Below are 26,974 nucleotides of genomic sequence, written 5' to 3' on the forward strand. Positions count from 1 at the left end.
AATATGCTACATCTTTCATATCTGTTAAACCGTCTTACTTCGCTAAGCGATGCGGAACTTCTTTTACTGGGTATGTCGTATTAAAGAAATGGAACCTCTTAATAACCCAATCCCCTTACCTAAATCGATGACATAGTAATAAGCTCCTTCATTTAACGGGTCTCCATTTACAGTTCCATTCCAATTATTCTGGTAGCTTACTGCTCCAAACACTTTTCGACCAGCCCTATCGTAAATGGTTACGGTATTGTTTGGATAATAATCGATATTCGGAACTACCCAAGTATCGTTTACACCATCACCATTAGGTGTAATTACATTGTTCGGCACCAATTTAACATCCTCAACCACCGTTACACGGATTGTTTTAGAAGACAAACAGCCATTTGCATTGGTGACTGTGACCGTATAATTGCTTGTTTGTTTGGGTCGAATAATTAAACGGCTGGTACCCTGACCACTTTGAATATCAGGGCCTACCCATTGATAACTTACACCACCTGTTGCTGTTAATGTTACCACATCACCTTTTGAAACAGTTGAATTCTCATCAAAATTAATTGTAGCCACAGGCACTGGAAAAACAATTATCTGTGTAGTAGCGGTTGCTGTGACCCCATCTTGGTAGGTATATGTAACAGTGTAACTTCCTGGTGTACTTGCAGCCAAGTCGATTGTTCCTGTACTTGCATTAATTCTTAGTCCACTATTGCTTGCACTATATACACCTCCCGAAGGACCTGTACGTATAACAGAAGCTGTTCCGGTTTGACAATAATTTGCGCTCGCATATGCTATGGTTGCCGGAGTAGAGTTGATTCTGATCGTTGTGGTTGTACTTGAGCTACAGCTACCGTTGCTAAACGTATATGTTATCACGTAGTTCTGATTCGGTGTGCTTGTTGCTAAGTTGATTGCCCCCGTACTCGGATTAATTGATAAGCCTGCTGGTGAAGCACTGTAGGTTCCTCCGGTTTGGCCCGTAAGGCTTACCGATACAGTTCCCGTTGCCTGGAAAGGACTTCCTACATAATTGATAGTCGCAACCGGTAAGGCTGGTTGTGCATTAATCGTTACCGTAGCTGCGTTACTAACACATCCTTGCGCATTTCGTGCGGTTACCGTATGGTTTCCTGAAGGTAAGTTATAAACAGTTGTTGCACTATAGCCTCCTCTATCTACGCTGTAACTTAAACCACTCACCGGAGTAATATTGATTGTTCCCGTAGCTACCGCACAACTTGGCTGAGCGCTAACAGTAACCACTGGTATCGCAAGTGCTTGAACAATCACATTTTGGGTTGCTGTTGTAACATTCCCCGCTACATCTCTAAAAGTCCAAGTTACCACATATGTACCTGGTGTATTGTAGGTTAGTGGGTTGGTGGTGGTTCCGGTAATAACGCCATTACAATTATCTGTCGTAGTTGGTGCTGTTACCGTAGCGGAACAAACGCCTGTAACATTTGCTAAAACAGGGGCTACTGGTGGAGTGACATCTTGAATAATTACATTTTGGGTTACTGTTTGCGTATATCCACTACCGTAATCAAACGTCCAGGTGACTACCGTTGTACCTGATGTAGTAATCGGAAAAACTGTGTTTGTGGTTGCAGTAACTGAACCTGAGCAAGCATCGTTAACCGTTGGTGCAGGAATACTCGCCACACTACATTCAGCTAACACATTCGCTAAAACAGGCATTACCGTTAATGGGTTTACTACCACGGTTGTATTGACACTAGCAGGTAAAGCTCCATCCACATAAGAATAGGTAACTGTATACGTTCCCGGTGTGCTGGCCGCTAATGACAATTCGCCAGTCTGAGCGTTTATTACCAAGCCCGCAGGACTTGCGCTAAATGTCCCACCTGTTACACCGCTAACTTGAACAGCAGCTGTTCCGCGGGCACAATATGCTGCTTGAGGGTAACTGATACCAGTTGCCGTAGCATTTACTGTAACCGTTGTGATGACAGTACCCGTACAAGTACCGTACGCATAATTATATGCAACAATATAGGTTTGGTTTGGAGTACTAGCCGCTAAATTGATTTCACCCGTTGTTGGATTGATACTCAATCCGGCTGGAAGCGCTGAATACGTTCCTGTCTGAGCTCCTGTTACAGTAACCGATGCCGTACCAACGGCATTAAATGAAGCTGCACCATAGCTTATACTCGTTGGAGGGGTATTGTTTGTTGAGGTCATGGTCAAAGTTGCGGCTGCACTTTCACAACCCAAGGCATTTCTAGCTTTTATCGAATAAGCGCCTACCGGTACTTGATAACTCGTAGTTGAGCTATACGTTGCTCCTCCATCAATACTATATTCCATCCCCGCTACCGGAGTAATTTCCAATGTTCCGTTTACGTTGGTGCAATTTGCAAGCGCTGTAATCGAAGCATTAGGAGCTTGTACTGTCTCTATCGTAATGTTAGTAGTAGCAGGAACGCCGCATGCACTTGCTCCATACGAATATGTTACAACATGCGTTCCAACTGTACTGGCAGCTAAATCTACAGCCCCCGTTTGTGGATCTATTATTAAACCGGCATCGCCTGAATAAACCCCGCCGCCATCGCCAACCAAGGTTACATTCGCGGTACCATTCTTACAATAAGAAGCATTAGGGTAACTAATTACAGCCGTTAATTGAGTTTTAAAAGTAACATCTACAGGCTCTATAGTACTACAAACAAGTCCAACTGCTTTTATATAATAGGTTCCTGCTGCGGTAACGGCGTTAGGATTAGCCAATGGAATTGTTCCTGCTGCATCAGTAAAGTACGTATAGGTTAAACCTGCATCACTTCCTGCTGTAATGGCAGCTGCAGTTAAATCAACCGACCCTCCTGTACATTGTGGAGCCGGATTGGTTACAACTAAATTTGTCTTAATTAAGTTAATAATCATATTTGCTACTCCGGTTGAATTACAAGGAGCTGCAAAGACTACCGTACAAGTAAATACATTCGGAGCTGCACTAGACAAGTCGCTATAATTTACAACAGGGTTCTTTAAATTCTGATTAGCCGCGGTAATACCAGGACCTGTCCATAGATAAGATGCAGCCCCAACTACATCCACATCCAATTGAATCGTTCCTGAAGTCTTAGAACAAAATGAAGTAGGCGTATATAGTCCGTCAGCAATGGCGATTGGACTCGTTGCTACACCAACTTGTGCCTGACGGATAATTTCATTCCCACAAAGGTCCGTTATTTTATAGTAGTATGATTGATTGGTTAATCCAGTAAAGGTATTGCTGCTTTGATAAGGACCATACGTAAGCCCTCCATCTAAACTCAAGGCATAGCTTAACACATTATTTGGTGCTGGAGCATTAGAAGCCGCATTAATGTAAAGCACTCCTGAATTACTTCCGGCCGTACACACATATCCCCCCGTTTGTGGCTGATTAATTACGATTACATTATCAACAGTAAAGGTTACGGTTTCTTGCAAAAGAATGGTTGTTCCTCCTTTAAGGCGAAGACCAAAGGTATACGTTCCATAGGGTAAATTTTGGAAAGGTAAGGAAGCACTTGTACTGGCTAAATTTTGGGTAAGCCCCACACTGGAAGGTCCTGATACAACAATTGCTTCATATTCGCTAGGAACATCAAAAACGCCGTTCATGGTATAATTAAATCCACCGCAAACCGCAGTTGTAGTGCCCTGCGAAAGCGTAGAATAATATCCTCCTACTGTTACATTTACATCATCAGTACCACAAGGCGTGGTAACCCGAAGCGTATAATTTCCTTTTGGCCAATAATAAGCCAACAATGGATTTGAACTTGTACCTGGATTATGTAATTCTGCTTCTGGTGCTGAATTTTCACTCCCTGTATAACCTACAGCAACCAACGGATTGTCAGAAGCCAGCACTTGAAAAGTAAAAGGAGTGCTACCATCGTAACTATTAAAGCTTAGAGAGAGTTTTCCATAATTAAAGGCTTCGCGTGAAAACGAGTTTGTTAAAACAGTTTGTGTCACATCAAAAACCGGATTCATCAGTAGAGTTCCGGTTGTACCTGTCGTTGTATAGCCCGAACCATCTACAAAAGTATAGCTATATGTAACGCCCATGGTTAAACCCGAAACGGTTTGCGTGCCAGATGTCAATGTATATACATGCGTACCTGAAGAACCGACAAAAGTAACCGTAGCCGGGTAGCACAAAAGTGAGCCCCAAGCAACCAAACTCATATCTGAATTGGTACAACTTACCCTGTATACATTAACGAAGGCTTGAACATCTATGTTCACTGCTTTTGTCCCTCCACATCCGTCCTCTAAAATAATTCTGGGATTGGAAGCCTGTAAAGCTCCTATAGAACTTATTCCAGCCGGCACTGGAAAGGTAAGTGTATTGGTTCCTGATGGAAGTGCAATACCTGGCCCTCCTGCTACTAGTGTACCGCTACCTCCATCACCGTATAAAACACCATTAAATTCAAGTTTATATTTAAAATTTGTTCTGTCTGCATCTGGCATCTCCAGATTGCTACTTTCATTTTTTGGTGCATCAAGCACGACCGAATAACCTAAAGCACAATTACCTGCCGATGTCAATGTAGCAGTAGCCACCGGCCTATAGTTAGATAAAACCGAACTAACTTGAGCTACAGAGCCTGCAGCAACAACGGTTGAACCACAAGCATCTGTTACATTTACTATATAGCTACCCACTGGTAGAGCGGAAGAAAAAGTATAACTAGTAGCAGCTGAGGTAATACCTGCATCTATTACAGTTGTATTATTTTGATCTTTTAGTACATACGTATAAGGCCCTTTACCTCCTGTAACCGTAGCAGTAAGTTGCGCTGTACCACTTGCACATAATGTAGTTACTGTTGGAGCAACCACATTCATGGACGTGTAATTATTGTTTACCACAATGGGAGTACTCAACACGGGTGTTCCAAAGCCATCTTGCCGCGCTCTTAGAATATACGTACCAGACAAAAGCCCTGAAAAAACCGGATTCGTGGTAAAGACAGTCGCATCTCCCGGTGCTGGAGCAATAACATTTGCTCCAAGTAACAATTGATATTCAGGAGCAGCACCCAAACCTGTTGAGCTTGCCGTAATCGTACCGCCGCCTAAACAACTTGTAGTTGACGCCGTCCCCGAGACTGTTTGTGCTTTTGCAACGCTCCCCATTAGCAATAGAAAAGAACAAAACATAACTAAATAATAGTACACTTTTACCTTCATATTAATTATAATTTAACATACAATAAGAATACAAAAACTACATAAATATAATTAAAAAAAAACATTAATATCAATACACAAACTTCAAAAAAAACTATGTATCAACAACTTAACTAAGAAATAAATTAAAGAACAAACAATCCAACGTATTGCTAAAACGTTCTAGTTACACCAATACGAATGGTATCTTAAAAAATACAAATAGAAAATATTAATCACACCAATAAACATTACAATAGCCATAAATAAAAAAGCCTTAGCAAAAGAACAGGAAATCAACAAGCTCAGCTATCAATCAGCTTCCAAAGACTATCAATTAGAAAATCGACACAGCGTTCCTTACACCCCATCATCTCTTCTTATAATCTTGTTTCAATACCTTAAAATGTCCTTTCATAAAAAAAGCAGTTTCCTGATTGAAAACTGCCATTCTAATAATTACTCATTACCAGACTTTAAAGAGAAAACTTTAATCAATGTAAGATCCTATTTCAACCTTTATTTATGATTCATTATTCAATTGAAATTCTATCTAAAATTATACTTAAGTGAGATTTCAAACTCACCATTACTATATCCTTGAAGATCGGATGTATTGGTTGTATACTGGGTTAATATTGAAAGACGATTTTTATAAACAGTACCGGCGCCAAAAGTCACACTGTTGGTACTGTGATAAATTCCACTCAACATAAGCTTGTCTTCAAAAAACTGAAAATTTGCACCTGCATCTATAATATCTTTATAATTCTCTACCGAGCGATACATAACCATAGGTTCTATCACATGTATTACAGCTCCTTCATTGATAAATTTATATCTACCCCCTACCATATACAAAGCTCTATCCGCTATATTTCGTATTTGATCTCGACCTAAAAACCGTTTCAAATTTGGTAATACCCCTTGAAGCGTAATCCTATCCGTCCTAAATGCCACCCCAAAATCCGCATCGAAATACAAACCACGCGTATTATAGTTACTTAACGACAAATCTCCCAAATCGCCACGCACGCGTTGTAAATCTAAATATTCATCTAACACACCGCCAGCTAAACCAAAGTCCAAAAATGAACCATTTCGATTTAATGGCAAATGATACGCATAACTTGCTTTAAAACTCGTACGGCTGATTACCCCAGCTGCATCCTTAAAAAAGGACATACCAAAGCCCGTTTTTCGTTCGCTACCGTATGCAGCTGTTATAGATTGCATTAATGGCGCTCCATCAATTGCCGTCCATTGTGCTTTTAATGCACCGTTCAGCTCCCATCCTTCTTCAATCCCCCCCATGGCCGGGTTTAAAACGTATGGATTTTGATAATACATACTTCCTAAGGGATTTATTTGACTAAAACCTACCTTTCCTATCAAAAGAAAAAGTACCATTGTAAAAACTTTTCTCATCTTACTTTTATTTTAACAAGCTGTTGTTGCTTGCGGACAATTTTTTTTTTAAAATCAAGGATTAGCTAATACATTTTTTAAGATGTCTGCTAATCCTTGATGTTTTTATTATTTTGAATCTCTGATAATTGAAATTGATCCTCTCTTTAAACCGAGGTTATTTCCTAAATCTATCACATAGAAATATGCATCTTCTGCCAACAGCATCCCGTTGTAGGTACCATCCCAGTTGTTTTGGTAGCCTACTGCTCCGAATACTTTTCTACCGGCCCTATCGTAGATACTTACTTTATTTTTTGGGTAATAATCGATATTTTGAATTACCCAAACGTCATTCTTTCCATCCCCATTCGGAGTAATTACATTATTCGGAATTAATTTTACATCTTCATTTACAATTACTTTGATCGACGCAACATCCAAACAACCTGCGGCATTGGTAACCGTTACACTATACGTGGTTGTTTCTCTTGGACGAACCGTTACATCGCTACTATTTTTTCCACTCTGAATATCCGGACCAACCCATTCGTAACTTACTCCTCCTGATGCTCTTATAACTAAAACATCTCCTTTACTTATCTCTGCCGTATTACCTAAATCAATATTTACTACTGGTAAAGCTTCTACTTGAATTGGAAATTCTGCAGTTGAGGTAATACTACCATCTTGATACGTATAGGTAATAAGATAATTACCCGGTTTACTATCCGATAAATCGATTGTCCCTGTGTTCTTATCGATAATCAGACCCGGATTATTAGCAGAGAATTCGCCGCCTTTCGGACCTGTTATCACCACAGTTTCGCGACCTACTGCACAAAATTTATTTTTTGGATAAACGATTGACGCAGGTGTTGAATTTAACTGAACAGTTGTACTTGTAGTCGAACTACAGTTTCCATTACTAAACGAATACGTTACAACATAGCTCTGATTTGGCGTACTGGCTGCTAAATTAATTTCCCCCGTACTCGGATTAATTGATAAGCCTGCTGGTGAAGCACTATAGGTTCCTCCGGTTTGGCCCGTAAGGCTTACCGATACAGTTCCCGTTGCCTGGAAAGGACTTCCTACATAATTGATAGTCGCAACCGGTAAAGCTGGTTGTGCATTAATCGTTACCGTAGCTGCGTTACTAACACATCCTTGCGCATTTCGTGCGGTTACCGTATGGTTTCCTGAAGGCAAGTTATAAACAGTTGTTGCACTATAGCCTCCTCCATCTACGCTGTAACTTAAACCACTCACCGGAGTAATATTGATTGTTCCCGTAGCTACCGCACAACTTGGCTGAGCGCTAACAGTAACCACTGGTATCGCAAGTGCTTGAACAATCACATTTTGGGTTGCTGTTGTAACATTCCCCGCTACATCTCTAAAAGTCCAAGTTACCACATATGTACCTGGTGTATTGTAGGTTAGTGGGTTGGTGGTGGTTCCGGTAATAACGCCATTACAATTATCCGTAGTAGTAGGTGCCGTTACAGTAGCCGAACACACGCCAGTAACATTCGCTAAAACAGGGGCTACTGGTGGAGTAACATCTTGAATAATTACATTTTGGGTTACTGTTTGCGTATATCCACTACCGTAATCAAACGTCCAGGTGACTACCGTTGTACCTGCTGTAGTAATCGGAAAAACTGTGTTTGTGCTTGCAGTAACTGAACCTGAACAAGCATCGTTAACCGTTGGTGCAGGAATACTCGCCACACTACATTCAGCTAACACATTCGCTAAAACAGGCATTACCGTTAATGGGTTTACTACCACGGTTGTATTGACACTAGCAGGTAAAGCTCCATCCACATAAGAATAGGTAACTGTATACGTTCCTGGTGTGCTGGCCGCTAATGACAATTCGCCAGTCTGAGCGTTTATTACCAAGCCCGCAGGACTTGCGCTAAATGTCCCACCTGTTACACCGCTAACTTGAACAGCAGCTGTTCCGCGGGCACAATATGCTGCTTGAGGGTAACTGATACCAGTTGCCGTAGCATTTACTGTAACCGTTGTAATGACAGCACCCGTACAAGTACCGTACGCATAATTATACGTAACAATATAGGTTTGGTTTGGAGTACTAGCCGCTAAATTGATTTCACCCGTTGTTGGATTGATACTCAATCCGGCTGGAAGCGCTGAATACGTTCCTGTCTGAGCTCCTGTTACAGTAACCGATGCCGTACCAACGGCATTAAATGAAGCTGCACCATAGCTTATGCTCGTTGGAGGGGTATTGTTTGTTGAGGTCATGGTCAAAGTTGCGGCTGCACTTTCACAACCCGATGCATTACGTGCCTTTATCGAATAAGCGCCTACCGGTACTTGATAACTCGTAGTTGAGCTATACGTTGCTCCTCCATCAATACTATATTCCATCCCCGCTACTGGAGTAATTTCCAATGTTCCGTTTACGTTGGTGCAATTTGCAAGCGCTGTAATCGAAGCATTAGGAGCTTGTACAGTCTCTATTGTAATGTTGGTAGTGGCAGGAACGCCGCATGCACTTGCTCCATACGAATACGTTACAACATGCGGTCCAACTGTACTGGCCGATAAATCTACAGTCCCCGTTTGTGGATCTATTATTAAACCGGCATCGCTTGAATAAACCCCGCCGCCATCGCCAACCAAGGTTACATTCGCGGTACCATTCTTACAGTAAGAAGCATTAGGGTAACTAATTTGAGCCGTTAATTGAGTTTTAAAAGTAACATCTACAGGCTCTATAGTACTACAAACAAGTCCAACTGCTTTTATATAATAGGTTCCTGCTGCGGTAACAGCGTTAGGATTAGCCAATGGAATTGTTCCTGCTGCATCAGTAAAGTACGTATATGTTAAACCTGCATCACTTCCTGCTGTAATGGCAGCTGCAGTTAAATCAACCGCCCCTCCTGTACATTGTGGAGCCGGGTTGGTTATAACTAAATTTGTCTTAATTAAGTTAATATCGATACTTGCTACTCCTGTTGAATTACAAGGAGCCCCAAAGGTTACCGTACAGGTATATGCATTCGGAGCTGCACTAGACATATCGCTGTAATTTACAACAGGATTCTTTAAATTCTGATTAGCCGCGGTAATACCAGGACCTGTCCATAGATAAGATGCAGCCCCAACTACATCCACATCCAATTGAATCGTCCCTGAAGTCTTAGAACAAAACGAAGCGGGTGTATAAATTCCATCAGCAACGGCGATTGGACTCGTTGCTACACCAACTTGTGCCTGACGAATAATTTCATCCCCGCAAAGATCTGTTATTTTATAGTAGTACGATTGATTGGTTAATCCAGTAAAGGTATTGCTACTTTGATAGGGACCATACGTAAGCCCTCCGTCTAAACTCAAGGCATAGCTCAACACATTATTCGGTGCTGGAGCATTAGAAGCAGCATTAATGTAAAGCACTCCTGAATTACTTCCGGCCGTACACACATATCCCCCCGTTTGTGGCTGATTAATTACGATTACATTATCAACAGTAAAGGTTACGGTTTCTTGCAAAAGAATGGTTGTTCCTCCTTTAAGGCGAAGACCAAAGGTATACGTTCCATAGGGTAAATTTTGGAAAGGTAAAGAAGCACTTGAACTGGCTAAATTTTGCGTAAGCCCCACACTAGAAGGTCCTGATACAACAATTGCTTCATATTCGCTAGGAACATCAAAAACACCGTTCATGGTATAATTAAATCCACCGCAAACCGCAGCCGTTGTGCCCTGTGAAAGGGTAGAATAATATCCTCCTACTGTTACATTTACATCCGTAGTGCCGCACGGACTGGTAACCCGAAGCGTATAATTTCCTTTTGGCCAATAATAAGCCAACAATGGGTTTGAACTTGTACCGGGATTATGTAATTCTGCTTCTGGTGCTGGATTTTCACTCCCTGTATAACCTACCGCAACCAATGGATTGTCAGAAGCCAGCACTTGAAAAGTAAAAGGAGTGCTATCATCATGACTACTAAACGTTAAAGATAGTTTGCCATAATTAAAGGCTTCGCGTGAAAACGAGTTTCCTAAAGCGGTTTGTGTTACATTAAAAGCCGAATTCATCAGTAGATTGGTGGTTGAGCCTACCCATGTAAAGCCCGAACCATCCACAAAAGTATAGGTATAAGTAGCATCCAAGTCTAAGCCCGAAATTGCTTGCGTGCCAGATGTCAATGTAAACGTATGCGTATCTGAAGGATCAGCATCATTTACAAAAGTAGCCGTAGCCGGGTAACACAAAAGTGAGCCCCAAGCAACTAAACTCATATCTGAATTGGTACAACTTACCCTATATACATTAACGAAGGCCTGAACATCTATGTTCACTGCTTTTGTCCCTCCACATCCGTCCTCTAAAATAATCCTGGGATTGGAAGCCTGTAAAAGTGCTATAGAACTTATTCCAGCCGGCACTGGAAAGGTAAGTGTATTGGTTCCTGATGGAAGTGCAATACCTGGCCCTCCTGCTACTAGTATACCGCTACCTCCATCACCGTATAAAACACCATTAAATTCAAGTTGATAGGTAAAATTTGCTCGGTCTGCATCTTCCATGTCAACATCGCTACTTTCATTTTTTGGTGCATCAAGCACGACCGCATAACCTAAAGCACAATTGCTAGGTGATGCCACTGTTGCAGTAGCCACCGGCCTATAGTTAGATAAAACCGAACTAACTTGAGCTACAGAGCCTGCAGCAACAACTGTTGAACCACAAGCATCTGTTACATTTACTAAATAGCTACCCACTGGTTGAGCAGAAAAAGTATGACTAGTAGCAACTGAAGTAATACCTGCATCTATTACAGTTGTATTATTTTGATCTTTAAGTACATACGTATAAGGCCCTTTTCCTCCTGTAACTGTAGCAGTAAGTGCTGCCATTGTACCATTTGCACAAAGCGTAGTTACTGTTGGGGCGACCACATCCATGGTGGTGTAATTATTATCTACTCGAATAACACTACTCAAATAGATAGTTCCAAAACCTGCTTGCCGCGCTCTTAGAATATAATCACCCTTGTAAAGTCCTGAAAAAACCGGACTGGTTGTAAAAACATTTTCATCTCCTGGTGCTGGAGCAATCACATTTGCTCCAAGTATTAATTGATATTCAGGAGCAGCACCCAAACCTGTTGAGCTTGCTGTAATCGTACCACCGCCTAAACAACTTGTAGTTGAAGCTGTTCCAGACACGCTTTGCGCGTACGCGGAATTTACCGTCATTAACAAAAGGCAAAAGAAGTAAAGTAAAAAGATGTTTTTTTTCATAATGCAATATTATCCTGCAAAATTGCCTATTGAAAAACCACTTCTTTAACCCCTAAATCAACCAACAATTACCATGATAACAGTGTAGTAATAAAACTACTAACACATAAACACAGTATACTTTTTCACTTCACTTAACCTAATCAAATATTTACTTAAACGGCTTAAAAGTACTTTTTCACGCAAAAACAGCATGTCTATTACCTGTCAATTTGATTAACTCCAATTTATTTTTAAAAAAAACATAAAAATCTAGAGTGGAATGATTTTAAAAAAAATTGATCAATTGTTGCCACAAAACGATAATAATTAATTGTGGTTTAGGAAGGCATTTACTGAAAGTTAATTGATTAGATAATGCGTTTTCTAAAGCTCCTCTATTCCCACTTCAACAAGTTTATATTGTAGCGCTTTTAAAATTAAATCCGGAAGACGAGACACGCCCATTTTCCGCATAATTTGTTTAACGTAGCCTTGAATTGTATGAACACTCAGGTCGAAATTTTGAGCAATCTCCTTTACATTTTTCCCATTACAGAGTTCTTTTAGAACAAGCATTTGGCGATTGGACAATTCAAATTTGGTTGTTTCTACCTTTTTCGATTCCCGAAGTACATCTTTCAAAGAAGCACTAATATATTTCCGTTTATTTTCTTCGGCAACAAATTGAATTGCCTTCAGCAATTCTGCACGTCTAACACCTTTAAACAAATAGCCGTTTGCTCCGGCTCTCAGTGCAGCATTTATAACAATAACATCATCAACAGATGAGAGTACCAAAATTTTGAGAGCTTCCGAAGTTTTGATTGATCTTACTCGGCGAATAACCTCCAATCCATTCAAATCAGGTAAAAGAATATCGGTAATCAATAGATCAGTTTGCTTCGTTTCTATTTCATTAAAAAATTGCTCTGCCTCGCTATAAATCTCTATTCCATTGATAGAATCGACATTCTTTAATGACATGCGAAGTAAACTTGATAATAACTTATGATCTTCGATTATCGAAATATTCATACTATTTGGTTAATATATTTGTCGAAGTTAAACAAACACGCATAATTTAACACATCTAATTTATATCTTATAAAGATTCCAAACCCTATGAATCTGCTATTTAAAGCTAAATTCCATTTTTCTGATTGATATTTTAGTAAAATTACTAAGTTATTTATCAACTAAGATAAACATCATAATTTTAGCGTAGAAATACATAATTAGTCATCCTATTTACCTACCTTTGCGGCTCAAAATTTTCAGTAAAATGAGTCAGTCAATAAAAATCAAAAACGCTTTAATTTCAGTATATTATAAAGATGGTTTAGCTCCATTGGTAAAATTACTTGCCGCTCAGGGTGTGCAATTAATTTCGACCGGAGGAACTGAACAATTTATTAAAGATTTAAATCTGCCTGTTACGGCAGTAGAAGATTTAACTGGCTACCCTTCTATTTTAGGTGGTCGTGTTAAAACGTTACACCCAAAAGTTTTTGGTGGAATTTTAAACCGCAGAGCATTAAAAGGTGATCAAGAACAAATTGCTGAATACGAAATCCCAGAAATTGATTTAGTAATTGTTGATTTATATCCATTTGAAGAAACCGTTAAAGGTGGTGGAACACCGGAAGAAATCATCGAGAAAATCGACATTGGTGGTATTTCATTGATTCGTGCAGCAGCTAAAAACTTCAACGATGTCGTTATTATTGCTTCAAAAAACGACTATCCTACTCTACAAGCGCAATTAGAAGAACAAAATGGCGAAACAACCTTGGCTCAACGTAAAGCTTTTGCAAAAAAAGCATTCCATACTTCTTCTCACTACGACACAGCAATTTTTAATTACTTTAACGAAGAAGAGCCTTTAGAGGTTTTCAAACAAAGTATTGTGGAAGCCAAAACATTACGTTATGGTGAAAACCCACACCAAAGCGGTGTATTTTATGGCGACTTAGACGCCATGTTTACGAAACACAACGGTAAAGAATTATCGTACAATAATTTGGTAGATGTGGATGCGGCTGTTAGTTTAATTGATGAATTTACAGACCCTACTTTCGCCATTTTAAAACACACCAACGCCTGCGGCGTAGCTTCTCGTTCAACCGTAAAACAGGCATGGTTGGATGCATTGGCTTGCGACCCGGTTTCGGCCTTTGGTGGTGTATTAATTACTAATAGAGAAGTTGATTTGGCAACTGCCGAAGAAATTAACAACTTATTTTTCGAAGTTTTAATTGCCCCTTCGTATCAAGCAGAGGCGATAGAATTGTTTAGCAAAAAGAAAAACCGTGTTATTTTACAACGCAACGATGTTGAACTAAGTAAAAAACAGTTCAAAACTTTGTTAAATGGTGTAATTGAACAAGATAAAGATTTAATTATTGAGGGACCGGAGCAAATGACTACCGTTACAGAAAAAGCGCCAACCACTCAAGAGTTAAAAGATTTATATTTTGCAAACAAAATTGTAAAACATACGAAATCAAATACCATTGTTTTGGTAAAAGACGATGTGTTAATTGCAAGTGGTGTTGGTCAAACCTCACGTGTTGATGCCTTAAGACAAGCAATTGAAAAAGCAGCTTCGTTTGGATTTAGCGTGGTGGGGTCGGCAATGGCATCGGATGCTTTCTTCCCTTTCCCTGATTGCGTAGAAATTGCAGCCGAAGCTGGTATTACAGCCGTGTTGCAACCTGGTGGTTCTATTAAGGATGCTGATTCTGTTGCAAAAGCAAATGAAAAAGGCATTGCAATGGTTACAACTGGTGTTCGTCACTTTAAACACTAAAAAGGAAAAAGTTTGCATTTGCTTTAGTATATTTAGTGCTATTTTTTAGCAACAAATGTTTTCCTTACAAGGGTAATTGAGAAAGATACTTTACGAGTAGCAATAACCCGAGTTAACTAAACCCGATAGTAATGAAAATACCCTTTTTTGTAGGGGATTGAAATGGATAGCGGGGCTGAGGAAAGCGAAGAACTACTGCAACTGATTTTCTGCTTATTTTAATGTACTGAAACACAATTAATAAGCAGGATTTTAAATGTTAAGACAATAAAAAAGCTATTTTTACATTAAGAATAGTATAGATTTAATAAAATAAAGATAAAATACCTGATACATGGGATTATTTAATTGGTTTACGCAAGAAGTTGCCATCGATTTGGGAACTGCGAATACCCTAATTATACATAACGACAAAGTGGTGGTGGATGAACCATCGATTGTTGCTTTTGACCGCACAACGAACAAAGTTATTGCGATTGGTAAACAGGCCATGCAAATGGAGGGTAAAACCCACGACAACATCAAGACTGTTCGCCCATTAAAAGATGGAGTAATAGCCGATTTTACAGCCGCTGAAGCCATGATTAAAGGCATGATTCGCATGTTGAATGGTGGTAAAGGATGGATGTTCCCATCTTTGCGTATGGTAATTTGTATCCCTTCGGGTATTACTGAAGTGGAGAAACGTGCCGTACAAACCTCGGCAGAAATTGCCGGAGCGAAAGAGGTTTATTTAATTCATGAACCAATGGCTGCTGCTGTAGGTATTGGGATTGATGTTGAAGAACCGATGGGTAACATGATTATTGATATTGGTGGTGGTACAACTGAAATTGCCGTTATTGCATTATCAGGTATCGTTTGCGACCAATCTATTCGTGTTGCGGGTGATAACTTTGACTCGGATATTGTAAACTACATTCGCCGCCAGCACAACATTATGATTGGCGATAGAACTGCCGAAAAAATTAAAATTGAAGTGGGTGCTGCTTTACCTGAATTACAGGATGCTCCTGCCGATTTCGCTGTTCAAGGTAGAGATTTGATGACAGGTGTTCCAAAACAAATTACTGTTTCTTATACCGAAATTGCACATTGTTTAGACAAATCGATTTCGAAAATTGAAGAGGCTATTTTGAAAGCATTAGAGATTACTCCTCCTGAACTTTCGGCTGATATTTACCAAACAGGTATTTATTTAACAGGTGGTGGTGCGCTTTTAAGAGGCTTGGATAAACGTGTGGCAGCAAAGACTAAATTACCAGTGCACGTTGCAGAAGATCCTTTACGTGCGGTAGTTCGTGGTACAGGCATTGCCCTTAAAAATATTGGCAATTACAAATTCTTAATGCAAATAAACTACTAAAATAATTAATGCAAAGTAGCTAAAAAGCCGCTTTGCATCAATTAACTTCTTATTCCATACCGTAAATATGCGTAACCTTTGGATTTTCATAAGTAGATACAACGCATTATTTTTGTTTGTTATTTTTTTTACCATTGGCATTGCTTTAACGGTAAAAAACAATGCTTACCAACGTAGTGTTACCTTAAACTCTACCAACGAAATTGTTGGAACTGCTTATGAGCGCTTAAATGTTTTTAAAAGATATTTAAATTTAGGAATAGTAAATGACAGCCTTGCAGCTGAAAATGCTAAACTTAAAACGCAACTTTTTAGCTTAACCCATATCGATTCAGCGAAGGATGTTCGTGTGAACGATACCTTAACAAAGCAACAGTTTACGTATTTGGCTGCGAAAGTAGTAAAGAACTCTATAACCTTACGAAACAACGTCTTAACGATTAATAAAGGTGCGTTAGATGGCATTAAAACTGGTATGGCCGTGATTGCGCCTCAGCGCGGTGTGGTTGGTTTTATACGTGATGTTTCAGATCATTTGGCCACCATTCAATCGTTGCTCCACAAAGATACGCGCATTAGTGTTAAACTCAAGAAAAACAACGCATTAGGCTCCTTAGTATGGGGTGATGGAAATTTCGATATCCGGAAGGGTTTTATAAAAGAAGTGCCTAACCATATTAAAATGGCTATTGGAGATACCGTGGTCACCTCGGGATACGGTTCTTTTCCTTCGGATATTGTGGTAGGAAGAATTAGCAAACCAAATGTAACTACCAACGATAACTTTTTATCGGCCGAACTAAGTTTATTTACCGATTTTTCTACCTTGCAATACGTATATGTAATTAAGGATAAAAATGCAGAAGAACAGAAAGTTTTAGAAAGTTTAGTTAAACCAAATGAATAGCAGATTATTAATCATAAATAGTATCAGGTGGTTTTTACTCTTGTTTGTGCAGATTTTCCTGCTTAAAAACATGGGGTTTTACGATCTTTCTACTCCATTTATCTACATCTTATTCATTCTGTTACTCCCATTTGAAACCCCCAACATTTTACTTTACATGTTGGCTTTCGGAACGGGCTTAACCTTGGATGCTTTTTATGATACCATGGGCGTTCATGCAACCGCTTGTACCGCATTAGCGTTTGTACGTATCAGTTTTATTTCCATTAGTTTAAACCGCGATTCTATTGACGACCCCGAGCCTTCTTTAACCTATATGAGTTTTAGATGGTTTATTTTATACGCATTTCTATGCACGTTAGCACATCATCTCGTTTTGTTCTTATTAGAGGCGTTTAAATTTTCTGAAATAGGCTACACCCTGATAAGATGTGGCTTAAGTTGTATATTTACACTGCTTTTAATTTTATTAGTAGAGTTTATATTCTTTAGAAGGACCAGCCGCTAATGGATCAATTATTTAATCGAAAATACATCATTCAAGGATTATTTATTGTAGTTGCCCTGATTTTGTTAGGGAAATTATTTTACATTCAGCTTATTAGCGATAAAGCTTTTCTTGCTGCCGAGAGTAATGTTTTAAAACGAAAATATAAATATCCTGCACGCGGAGCCATCTTAGATCGCAACATGAAGGTGATTGTGCAGAATGAACCTGTATATGACCTAATGGTAATCCCGAATGAGGTGAAGGCTTTTGATACCCTTTCGCTCGCCAATGCACTTGAACTAAGCATGCAAGATATTCGGAAAAACTTAAAAAAAGCAAAAGCTCGTTCCAATTACCAATCTACTGCATTTGTAAAACAAATTTCGGTAGAAAGCTACGCTCGCTTACAAGAAATTATGTACCGTTTTCCGGGTTTTTCTACGCAGGATAGAACAGTTCGTCATTATCCGGATAGTGTGGGTGGTCAGCTTTTTGGCTATGTTAAAGAAGTAGATTCGGCCGATATTGCGAATTCCGAGGGTTATTACCGCCCCGGTGATTACACTGGAAAAAGTGGTCTCGAACGTTCGTATGAGAAGGCGCTAAGAGGTGAAAAAGGTGTTGTAAACATGCTATACGACGTACACAACACCCCTCAAGGAAGCTATGCCGATGGTAAATACGATGTAAATGCGGTAACAGGCGACCGCTTAATTTCTGGAATTGATATTCGCATCCAAAAGTTGGGCGAAGAATTAATGAAAAATAAAGTGGGTGCAATTGTTGCCATTGAACCTGCTAGCGGCGAAATTTTATCGCTTGTGAGTAGCCCTGGTTACGACCCCAATATTTTAGTAGGTAAAGGTTTTGGTAACAACTACATGGAGTTTATTGTTGGAAACCCCTACCGTCCATCTTTGGTTCGTCCTATTCAAGGATATTATCCTCCGGGTTCCTCATTTAAACCTGTTGATGCGCTAGTTGCCTTGCAAGCAGGAGCCATTAATCCGAATACTCTTTTTACTTGTCCGGGCTATTTCAAAGCGGGGGGACATACCGTTAAATGTGAGCACGTAGATGGTACCATTAATTTACAACGAGGCATTGCAAGAAGTTGTAACACCTATTTTTGTAATGTTTTTCAACAGATTATTACCCAAAAAGGGATGAAAAATCAACGTGCTAGCTATGCCAACTGGCACGAGCAAATCGCTAAATGGGGCTTTGGTCAAAAGTTAGACATCGATCTTCCTTTTGAAAGGGCTGGTAAATTTTATACGAACGATTATTACGACAAACTCTATAAAAACCGCTGGGGATATACCACCGTTATTTCACAAGCAATTGGTCAAGGAGAGATTTTGGCGACTCCCCTACAAATGGCGAATGTGATGGCAGCCATTGCCAATCGTGGATATTATCTAAAACCGCATATAATAAAAGCTGTTGGCGATAAACGATTGGTTAAAAAGGAATATGTAAAACGAAATTATGTAGGCGTTGACGAACGCTATTTTGAGCCCGTAATTCAAGGAATGTATGAAGCCGTTAGTGCTTGGTATGGAACGGCAAAAGAATCGCAAATCCCCAATATTACAATGTGTGGTAAAACGGGAACTGTACAAAATCCGCATGGAAAAAATCACTCGGTTTTCATTGGCTTTGCTCCTCGCGAAAACCCCAAAATTGCCATTGCAGTAATTGTAGAAAATGGCGGATTTGGAAGTGCCTACGCGGCTCCAATTGCCAGCTACATGGTTGAAAAATACCTTACAAATGAAATTGCCGGCGGGCGAAAAGCACAGGCCGAATGGATGAAAAACCAAAACCTATTGCCTGCCATTATTGATCGAAGTAAGAAAATAAAACCGGCTAAAGTGGATAGCAACGCAGTAAAAAAAGCAGATTCGCTTAAAAAAGTAAAATTTAATGCTCAAAATACATTACCTGTTCCAAATAAAACTGTTTCTGCAGCCAAACGTAACCTATTTATAAAGCCTAAAACTGCACAAACACCTAAACCAATAAGTACTCAGTAATATGCAGCAACAAAGAAATCGCTTCTTTTTTAATGTAGACTGGATCACTGTTCTGATCTATATTGCGCTTTGTGCCATTGGCTTTATTAACATTTATGCTTCGGTTTACAACCCCGACAAAGCAGGAACATTTGATTTTGCCAGCAACTACGGAAAACAGCTGATTTATATCGTTAGCGGTTTATTTTTAGGTTTATCCATCTTGCTCTTTGATGGACGCTTATTCAATGTGTTTTCGCCCTTTATTTACGGCGCTACGCTCTTTCTGTTAGTGGTTGTATTGGTGGTTGGCCGCAATGTTGGTGGAAATCAGGCCTGGATCCCAATTGGCTCCTTTCGTTTGCAACCTTCCGAATTTGCTAAATTTGGAACCGCACTCCTACTTGCCCGATACATCAGTAATTTTAACCCTAAATTTCAAGACATTCGATCTATTTTAATTGCAGGTCTAATTGTTGGATTACCGCTTTTGTTGATTATGCTCCAACCTGATACGGGCTCAGCGTTGGTTTTTCTAGCCTTTATGTTTCCCTTGTATCGAGAAGGATTATCGGGTTATTTCCTTTTGATTTTTCTCGGGATGATTATCCTTTTTGTGGCCGATTTCTTAGTACCAACAACTTTGCTTATCAGTATTTTAGTGATTGTAGGTGGATCATTTGCCTATTTTAATCGCAAAAAACAACGCATTGTACTTACTTCTATATTGGTTACCTTAATTGCAATTGGGTATCTTTTTGCCGTTAAACTTGCGTACGATAAGGTTTTAAAACCACACCAACGAACACGTATTGAAATCTTATTGGGACTAAAAACGGATCCGAAAGGTGCTAGCTACAATGTAAATCAATCGCAAATAGCTATCGGTTCTGGCCGCGGTTTAGGTCGTGGTTATCTGGAAGGAACACAAACCAAATACGGTTATGTACCAGAGCAAAGTACCGATTTTATTTTCTCTACCATTGGTGAAGAATGGGGCTTTTTAGGCTGTTCAGTCGTAATTGGCTTGTATATTTTTCTGTTAATCCGATTGATTAATTTGGCCGAGCGGCAACGATCAACCTTCTCACGTGTTTTTGGTTATTCCGTAGCTTGTATTTTATTCTTTCACTTTTTTATCAATATCGGAATGACCATTGGTATTATTCCTGTAATTGGAATCCCTTTGCCGCTAATTAGCTACGGAGGCTCATCGCTATGGAGTTTTACCATTCTGATTTTTATCTTCTTAAAGTTAGATTCTAACCGAATGGGATACATTTAAGCCCTTTCCACAGCATTTTCTTCCTCAGGTGCAGCAATGTGGGATTTACGCTATCGAGATTGCTTTATTCCTTGCAAAGAAATCGAATAAAACTTAAGAAAAACGACGATTTAACAACTCATAAAACTGATCGACGGTAGCTTGCTTGCTTGACCAATTATTTTTAACGGCATAATTCTTTTGTAAAAAACTATCAGCTTCTTCAAAGCTTTTCATCCGATTTACCAAATCAATAACCTCTGAATACGCCAAATTATAACCGTTAAATAAATCCTTAATGAATAACAGTTTCTCATTTAAATTGATAGCCTGCTTTAAATCACTGATTGGATTTTTTATTGGTTCTTGTGCTGCACCATTTGTTTTTGCCAATAAATCATTTAAACTAGGTTTCTCTGCAAATGCTGCATTCGGTTTTACAGGAATGGCCTCTGGTGTAAAAATTGGTTTATCCGCAATCACTTCCTCGGCAACTTTAGATTCTTCTATCGGCTCAACAGGCACTTCTACATATTCAGAAGAAACAAATGTTGTAGTTCCTTGCTTTTGAGGTTCCTCCGTTAAGGCTTCTTCAGTTTCCTCTGTTGAAATCAAGAAAGGTTCTGGTCCAATTTCATCTTCCTCATCCAACAACAACTCTTCAGCAATTTCTTCTTCCTCATTTGCTATAAAATCGTCTTCTACAGGCTTTTGAAGTTGTTTCTTTTTCGCTAATACTTCTTCTTCAGCCTTTGTGAGAGGGCGATCAAAAATATCTTCAACTGGCTTTGCTTCAAAATCAAATCCATCATCAATACTATGATTTCCTAAAACAAATTCAAATGTTTTTTCCTCATTATCGGGCTTAAAAAAATCATTTTCAACAGTCTCTTTTTCTACTTGATTATGGTTTATTTCTACAGCTTTGGGCTCTACAACAGGCCCTTCATAAGCATCAGTAACTTCGGTCAAAGCTTCAGGTTCAAAGCTTTCTTCGTCTTTTATATAATTCTGTTCAACCGGCGGGATTGCATCAACTACATCGATTTTTGGTGTAGCCTCAGGTAAACTTTTAGTTTGTTCCAGCTCATTTAATTTTTTTATAATTTGAACGTGATCAGATAAAAAATGGGCATTTGCCAGAAACAACTCCAATTCCAAATCATTAAATTGCTGAGGATCCTGGGCTAAGAACTCATACTGTTCATTCAATTCTAATAGAATACTGCCTATTTTTTTAAAAATATCTTGTTGCTTCATCATAAAGTATAAACGAATTATTGGCGAATTTATGTTGGTAACTATCTATTCAAAAATAACACTTAATTCTGATATTTGTTCAGATTATCATTGATACAATCAACCTAAATCAAACATGCTATTTAGTGAACAAAATTTTAGAAGAAGAGGAGAATTTTCAGGCAGCATTGAAGTCATTTGTGGCTCCATGTTTTCAGGTAAAACGGAAGAACTTATTCGTCGTCTAAAAAGAGCACAAATAGCGAAATTAAACGTTGAAATTTTTAAACCGCGTACCGATACACGCTACCACGATACCGCAGTTGTTTCCCACGATTTAAACTCTATCAACTCTACGCCCGTTGAAAACTCATCGGCCATTTTGCTGTTGGGAAGCAATACACAAGTGGTTGGTATAGACGAAGCCCAGTTTTTCGACCACGAACTACCAAACGTCTGTAATACACTAGCTTCTAGAGGAATACGCGTTATAATTGCCGGTCTAGATATGGATTTTACGGGTAAACCTTTTGGCCCGATGCCAGCTTTAATGGCTATTGCTGAGCATGTTACCAAAGTAAATGCCGTGTGTGTATGCTGTGGAAATCCGGCTTTATTCAGTTATAGAACCGCAGAAAATGACGCAACGGTACTCTTAGGCGAAAAAGAAAGTTACGAACCGCGTTGCCGAGCATGTTACCATGCCGGTAAAGAAATCAGTTTATAAATGAGTGATTCAAACCATAAAAATTCTGCTAAAATTATCTCTATTTTAGGCTGTGGTTGGTTTGGAAAAGCCTTAGCAAAAAAACTTATTGAACTGAATTACCAGGTAAAAGGTTCTTGTACTTCTCAGGAAAAACTAGAAGCCCTTTATGCCGACAAAATTGAAGGTTTTGTCTGCCATTTTTCTGGCGAAAACGCCCTTTATGAGCACGATTTTTTTGACTGCGATGTGCTGTTTATTTGCATCCCACCCAAACGAAATTCTGTAGAATTAAACCATTATCCCAACAAAATAAAATCAATTATCGAAGCGGCAAAAAACCGTGCTCAACAAGTCGTTTTTATTAGTACAACCGGCGTTTATGGAGATGAAAACCGGGTAATGAACGAACAGAGTGCTTGCCATCCCGATACGGCATCCGGGCAAATGGTACTCCAAGCTGAAAACGTTTTAAGAAGTGAAATACCTCAGGCTTTCACCATTATCCGCTTTGCGGGATTAATTGGTCCTGACCGCAACCCCGGAAGATTTTTTGCAGGAAAGACATCCATCCCCAATGGATTGGCTCCAGTAAATTTGATTCATCAAGAAGATGCCGTTGGAATTGCTGTAGCAATAATTCAAAAAAATGCCTTTAACCGCATTTATACTGCTTGTAACCCAGAGCACCCTAGTCGGCAGGACTTCTACACAAAAGCAGCTTTGGCTTCAGGCTTTGCCGAACCCGATTTTATTGCTGAAATGAAAAACTGGAAGCAAATTGAAAGCGTACATGTATCTGAATTTTTAAACTACCAATTTCAGAGAAAATTGATTTAAAAATCGCATCGAAAAAACAAAATTTCTATCCAACCTTAAAGTAAATCGAGCAGTTCTTGCTTGCTTAATGAATTAAAGAAACCATTATCCGTTTTTACCAAATTTTGAATCAAATGCTTCTTATTGGCTTGTAATTTCATGATTTTATCTTCAATTGTATCAGGTGTAATTAACCGCACGGCGATGACATTTTTCTGCTGACCAATGCGATAAACACGGTCGATAGCTTGGTTTTCTACCGCTGGATTCCACCAGGGATCGACTATATACACATAATCTGCTTCTGTTAAATTCAAGCCAACTCCTCCAGCTTTCAAACTGATTAAGAAAACAGAAATTTCGGGATTACGTTGAAAAGACTGAACCACTTCTTCCCTATTGCGCGTTTGGCCCGTTAAATACGCATACTTGATTTGACGCAACTCCAATTGCTTTTTAATTAAATCGAGCATGCCCACAAACTGTGAAAACACCAATATTTTATGATTGGGCACTTTACTTTCAATCTGCTCCAATAAAGTCGCTATTTTAGAAGACGACTGTACAAAAGATTTTGCATCGGCCAACAAAGCAGCTGAATTACAAATTTGGCGTAAACGTGTAATTCCCTTTAAAACATGCATGGTACTTTTTACCAACTCGTCTTCCGTTTTCTTTAAAAGATAATCTTGGATTTCCTTTTTATTGGCCTCATACACTTCTCGCTGCTCTTCTCCCATCTCACAATACACAATGATTTCTGTTTTATCGGGCAATTCGGTGGCTACTTGTTGCTTGGTGCGACGCATTATGAATGGTCGTATTTTTTGCTGCAATTCTTCTGCACGTTTGCGGTCCTTAAATTGATCAATGGGTGTTGAATACAAATCAGCAAACTGCTGTTTGGTACCAAATAAGCCGGGGCAGGCAAACGATAATTGACCGTATAAATCGAACGTGTTATTCTCTACAGGTGTTCCAGTTAGCACTATTCGATTGCGGGCTTGCAACATTCTGGCTGCCTTGTATCGTTGCGAATCTGGATTTTTTATGTTTTGCGATTCATCTAAAATCACATAATTGAAACGATATTGCTTTAAAAACTGAATATCTGAAAGCAAGGTGCCGTAGGTAGTGATAATCAGTTCGTAGGCATCTAAATTATCAAGGCTCTTTAAGCGAACACTACCGTGGATAATTTTCATCTCCAGGGAAGGAGCAAATTTCTCAATTTCAGTTTTCCAGCTAAACACCAACGATGCTGGCACCACGACCAAGTTGGTGTTTTGTTTTACTTTATCGCGTTGCGACAAGATAAAAGCCAATACTTGCAAGGTTTTGCCCAAACCCATATCATCGGCCAAGCAGGCTCCAAAATTGAAATCATCTAGAAAATTAAGCCAGTTTAATCCATCACGTTGGTAATGCCGTAGTTCTGCATGTAAGGCTTTTGGAACGGCAACTTCTTCCATGTATCCATTTCCTTCAAACTTGCGTTTAAAGTTTTGCAGCTCATTTTTTACCAGGCCATCTAGCAAGGCATCTTCATACAATTCCGTTACCTTGGCAAAATTAATTTTATGTGTCAATAGCTTATCGTCGATTACTTCCGCAGAAGCAAAATAGGCCGTAAATTTTTCCAGCCACTCAGCCGGCAAAATACCTTGGGTTCCATCGTCAAGCGTAACAAATTTGCTCTTGTTGCGGATAGATTTATGCAAATGCTTAAGCGGAACCACCTGCTTACCAAACTTTACATCAACCTTGGTTTCAAACCAATCAATCCCACTAATAACCTCAATCGAGATTTCCGCTTTAAAGGGATTATGTTTATTGTTTTTTAATTGATTAAATCCCAAAATATGGATGTCTTTCTTACGCCAAATTTCAAATGCTTCTAAAAACCAACCTTCCTCTAAAAAGCGTTTTCGATGGAGATAAAAAGAATCGAGGTTGTTTTCATAAAAAAAGGCATTCAGCTGCTCATAGAAATAAGGATGCGCACGCATAATGTCGGAAATAAATTGTGTTTCAACCTGTTCATCGCGCTGAAGCGTAAAAACATTTCCCAACTTATCTTGTGCCCGAATTTGTTTCTTTGACAATACGGGAATTTCCATGCTCCCGTAACGCATAACAGGCGTAATTAAAATATAATCTTCTGATTCACTGAGATAAACCAATAATTCATTTTCTAAATCAAAGCCCTTCTCCTCTATTTGCGCTTTCGTAGCCGGCTTTAAATAAGAATAATCAACCTGAATACTTCCTTCTAAAGGCACCAAAATAACCTTCTGAAATTCTGCATATTTAGATTTATGGATAATTAACCGATTATTTTGCTTTTTAAAAAAACCTATGACACGTAAAAAATCCTGACGAGCAATTAAATAAAGTTGATTCTTGAGCTGGATAAAGTACTGATAACACAGCACCAACTGATCCAACTCGTACCATTTATCTTCTATGCATAAACGCCCGGTTATCTCATAAAAATCGTCTTTTTGATTCACCGATAACCGTAAATTGATTTCCAAAATATGGATTTGCACCGGTACAATGGATGATGCTTGTATGGTTCCAGATGCTCCTGAATTGTGCTGAAAAAAAGGTAATTTAAGTGGATTCTTAACAATAGATTTTAACGCTTCAATCTCCAATTCTATTTCATCGTTGGTATAGTTCTGCTGAAAAGTGCTTAACCCGCTGTAGAATTTCAATTCATCAGTCTCTGAGGTTTTAAAGATGAAATCGTTGGGCTTTAATGCTTTAAAAGGGTTCTTAAATTTCCCGTTCTTGGTAGCCTCTGCCTCAAACAAATGGATAACCAAATGGCTATAATATTGATGCAAACCCAAAACCACGAACCGATTCTCCTGGTCTTTTTGGTTTACGAAAGGTAATTTTGCTATTTTGTTTGGAAGCAAAGCTTTTTCCATTTCCTTTCGTGCATCGGCGTTAAATACCTGCAAAGGAATTCGGGGTTGAATAGACAGTGCTTCCTCATACTTCAACTCAAATACGGCATCTAAATCTTCCTCCTGTTCCAAACCATAGTCGAGTGCAAGTCTTGCCAATCGCTGCTTACGAAGGTTTTCATCAAAAAAAATAAGCAAATCGGGACGTTGCAAGAGGTTGTACAATACTTGCGCCTGGTGTGTACACATGCGTAATTTTGGCAGACCACAACGGCAGGTTAATTTTACGGAATCACTATCCTGACTAAGAAACACGATGGGTGCAAAGGTTTCATCGCTGAGGTGACTAAATGCCCCAAAATTGAGTTCAATTTGTTCGGGAAATAAGGCATAAAATCCCTTTTCCTCCGTGTTTACATGCGCACTTAGATGTTTTAGAATAACAATTTTACTTAAATCCTTTAGGTTAAAGTGGTCGATTACATACTCATAAGAATTCTCCTCCCCTGTCCAATCACCTAAATTCTTATCAATCGTAGTATCCAT

Annotated in this window: 14 protein-coding genes; 8 read left to right on the forward strand and 6 right to left on the reverse strand. The window is 39.2% G+C overall.

Going from position 1 to position 26,974, the window contains the following annotated elements:
* Nucleotides 1-63: 63 nt before the first annotated feature.
* The 4 genes from ACJVDK_RS08495 to ACJVDK_RS08510 all read right to left on the reverse strand — a co-directional run bounded on the left by ACJVDK_RS08495 (nt 64) and on the right by ACJVDK_RS08510 (nt 12,927).
* Nucleotides 64-5,226: a gliding motility-associated C-terminal domain-containing protein gene (locus tag ACJVDK_RS08495; RefSeq protein ID WP_443939847.1), complete on the reverse strand. Its 5,163-nt coding sequence runs from the start codon at nt 5,224-5,226 to the stop codon at nt 64-66.
* A 528-nt stretch (nt 5,227-5,754) separates the two neighbouring features.
* Nucleotides 5,755-6,633: a PorP/SprF family type IX secretion system membrane protein gene (locus tag ACJVDK_RS08500; RefSeq protein WP_443939848.1), complete on the reverse strand. Its 879-nt coding sequence runs from the start codon at nt 6,631-6,633 to the stop codon at nt 5,755-5,757.
* A gap of 108 nt (nt 6,634-6,741) precedes the next feature.
* Nucleotides 6,742-11,865, reverse strand: coding sequence for a gliding motility-associated C-terminal domain-containing protein (locus ACJVDK_RS08505; protein WP_443939849.1), 5,124 nt, complete (start codon nt 11,863-11,865; stop codon nt 6,742-6,744).
* 411 nt (nt 11,866-12,276) lie between these two features.
* Complete coding sequence (locus ACJVDK_RS08510; RefSeq protein WP_443939850.1) at nt 12,277-12,927, reverse strand: response regulator; 651 nt, start codon at nt 12,925-12,927, stop codon at nt 12,277-12,279.
* 247 nt (nt 12,928-13,174) lie between these two features.
* Here ACJVDK_RS08510 and purH point away from each other — a divergent pair, with 247 nt between their 5' ends.
* The 6 genes from purH (at nt 13,175) to rodA (ending at nt 20,767) form a co-directional block, all read left to right on the forward strand.
* On the forward strand, nt 13,175-14,701 hold the full coding sequence (gene purH, locus ACJVDK_RS08515; RefSeq protein WP_443939851.1) for a bifunctional phosphoribosylaminoimidazolecarboxamide formyltransferase/IMP cyclohydrolase: 1,527 nt from the start codon (nt 13,175-13,177) through the stop codon (nt 14,699-14,701).
* Nucleotides 14,702-15,035: 334 nt separating this feature from the next.
* Complete coding sequence (locus ACJVDK_RS08520; protein ID WP_443939852.1) at nt 15,036-16,067, forward strand: rod shape-determining protein; 1,032 nt, start codon at nt 15,036-15,038, stop codon at nt 16,065-16,067.
* 67 nt (nt 16,068-16,134) lie between these two features.
* On the forward strand, nt 16,135-16,974 hold the full coding sequence (mreC, locus tag ACJVDK_RS08525; RefSeq protein WP_443939853.1) for a rod shape-determining protein MreC: 840 nt from the start codon (nt 16,135-16,137) through the stop codon (nt 16,972-16,974).
* Entirely contained in the window at nt 16,967-17,482 is a 516-nt protein-coding gene (locus tag ACJVDK_RS08530; RefSeq protein ID WP_443939854.1) for a rod shape-determining protein MreD, read from the forward strand. Before mreC ends, ACJVDK_RS08530 begins: the two co-directional genes overlap by 8 nt.
* Complete coding sequence (mrdA, locus tag ACJVDK_RS08535; protein ID WP_443939855.1) at nt 17,482-19,503, forward strand: penicillin-binding protein 2; 2,022 nt, start codon at nt 17,482-17,484, stop codon at nt 19,501-19,503. The genes ACJVDK_RS08530 and mrdA overlap by 1 nt, the downstream gene beginning before the upstream one ends.
* Nucleotide 19,504: 1 nt before the next feature.
* Nucleotides 19,505-20,767, forward strand: coding sequence for a rod shape-determining protein RodA (gene rodA / locus ACJVDK_RS08540; RefSeq protein ID WP_443939856.1), 1,263 nt, complete (start codon nt 19,505-19,507; stop codon nt 20,765-20,767).
* A gap of 93 nt (nt 20,768-20,860) precedes the next feature.
* Here rodA and ACJVDK_RS08545 read toward each other — a convergent pair whose 3' ends face one another.
* Complete coding sequence (locus tag ACJVDK_RS08545) at nt 20,861-22,009, reverse strand: hypothetical protein (protein WP_443939857.1); 1,149 nt, start codon at nt 22,007-22,009, stop codon at nt 20,861-20,863.
* A gap of 112 nt (nt 22,010-22,121) precedes the next feature.
* Here ACJVDK_RS08545 and ACJVDK_RS08550 point away from each other — a divergent pair, with 112 nt between their 5' ends.
* Together ACJVDK_RS08550 and ACJVDK_RS08555 are read left to right on the forward strand one after the other, a co-directional pair.
* Nucleotides 22,122-22,712, forward strand: coding sequence for a thymidine kinase (locus ACJVDK_RS08550; RefSeq protein ID WP_443939858.1), 591 nt, complete (start codon nt 22,122-22,124; stop codon nt 22,710-22,712).
* Nucleotides 22,713-23,531, forward strand: coding sequence for an SDR family oxidoreductase (locus ACJVDK_RS08555; RefSeq protein WP_443939859.1), 819 nt, complete (start codon nt 22,713-22,715; stop codon nt 23,529-23,531).
* Between the two features lie 35 nt (nt 23,532-23,566).
* Here ACJVDK_RS08555 and ACJVDK_RS08560 read toward each other — a convergent pair whose 3' ends face one another.
* A complete protein-coding gene (locus ACJVDK_RS08560) occupies nt 23,567-26,974 on the reverse strand; it encodes an SNF2-related protein (protein ID WP_443939860.1) in 3,408 nt (1,135 codons plus the stop codon).

The sequence above is a fragment of the Pedobacter paludisoli genome, from assembly GCF_052344095.1.
Taxonomy (GTDB): Bacteria; Bacteroidota; Bacteroidia; order Sphingobacteriales; family Sphingobacteriaceae; genus Pedobacter.

Coding starts and splice junctions, on each gene's coding strand:
- ACJVDK_RS08495 (WP_443939847.1), bottom strand. CDS start 5,226: ATGAAGGTAAAAGTGTACTATTATTTAGTTATGTTTTGTTCTTTTCTA.
- ACJVDK_RS08500 (WP_443939848.1), bottom strand. CDS start 6,633: ATGAGAAAAGTTTTTACAATGGTACTTTTTCTTTTGATAGGAAAGGTA.
- ACJVDK_RS08505 (WP_443939849.1), bottom strand. CDS start 11,865: ATGACGGTAAATTCCGCGTACGCGCAAAGCGTGTCTGGAACAGCTTCA.
- ACJVDK_RS08510 (WP_443939850.1), bottom strand. CDS start 12,927: ATGAATATTTCGATAATCGAAGATCATAAGTTATTATCAAGTTTACTT.
- purH (WP_443939851.1), top strand. CDS start 13,175: ATGAGTCAGTCAATAAAAATCAAAAACGCTTTAATTTCAGTATATTAT.
- ACJVDK_RS08520 (WP_443939852.1), top strand. CDS start 15,036: ATGGGATTATTTAATTGGTTTACGCAAGAAGTTGCCATCGATTTGGGA.
- mreC (WP_443939853.1), top strand. CDS start 16,135: ATGCGTAACCTTTGGATTTTCATAAGTAGATACAACGCATTATTTTTG.
- ACJVDK_RS08530 (WP_443939854.1), top strand. CDS start 16,967: ATGAATAGCAGATTATTAATCATAAATAGTATCAGGTGGTTTTTACTC.
- mrdA (WP_443939855.1), top strand. CDS start 17,482: ATGGATCAATTATTTAATCGAAAATACATCATTCAAGGATTATTTATT.
- rodA (WP_443939856.1), top strand. CDS start 19,505: ATGCAGCAACAAAGAAATCGCTTCTTTTTTAATGTAGACTGGATCACT.
- ACJVDK_RS08545 (WP_443939857.1), bottom strand. CDS start 22,009: ATGATGAAGCAACAAGATATTTTTAAAAAAATAGGCAGTATTCTATTA.
- ACJVDK_RS08550 (WP_443939858.1), top strand. CDS start 22,122: ATGCTATTTAGTGAACAAAATTTTAGAAGAAGAGGAGAATTTTCAGGC.
- ACJVDK_RS08555 (WP_443939859.1), top strand. CDS start 22,713: ATGAGTGATTCAAACCATAAAAATTCTGCTAAAATTATCTCTATTTTA.
- ACJVDK_RS08560 (WP_443939860.1), bottom strand. CDS start 26,974: ATGGATACTACGATTGATAAGAATTTAGGTGATTGGACAGGGGAGGAG.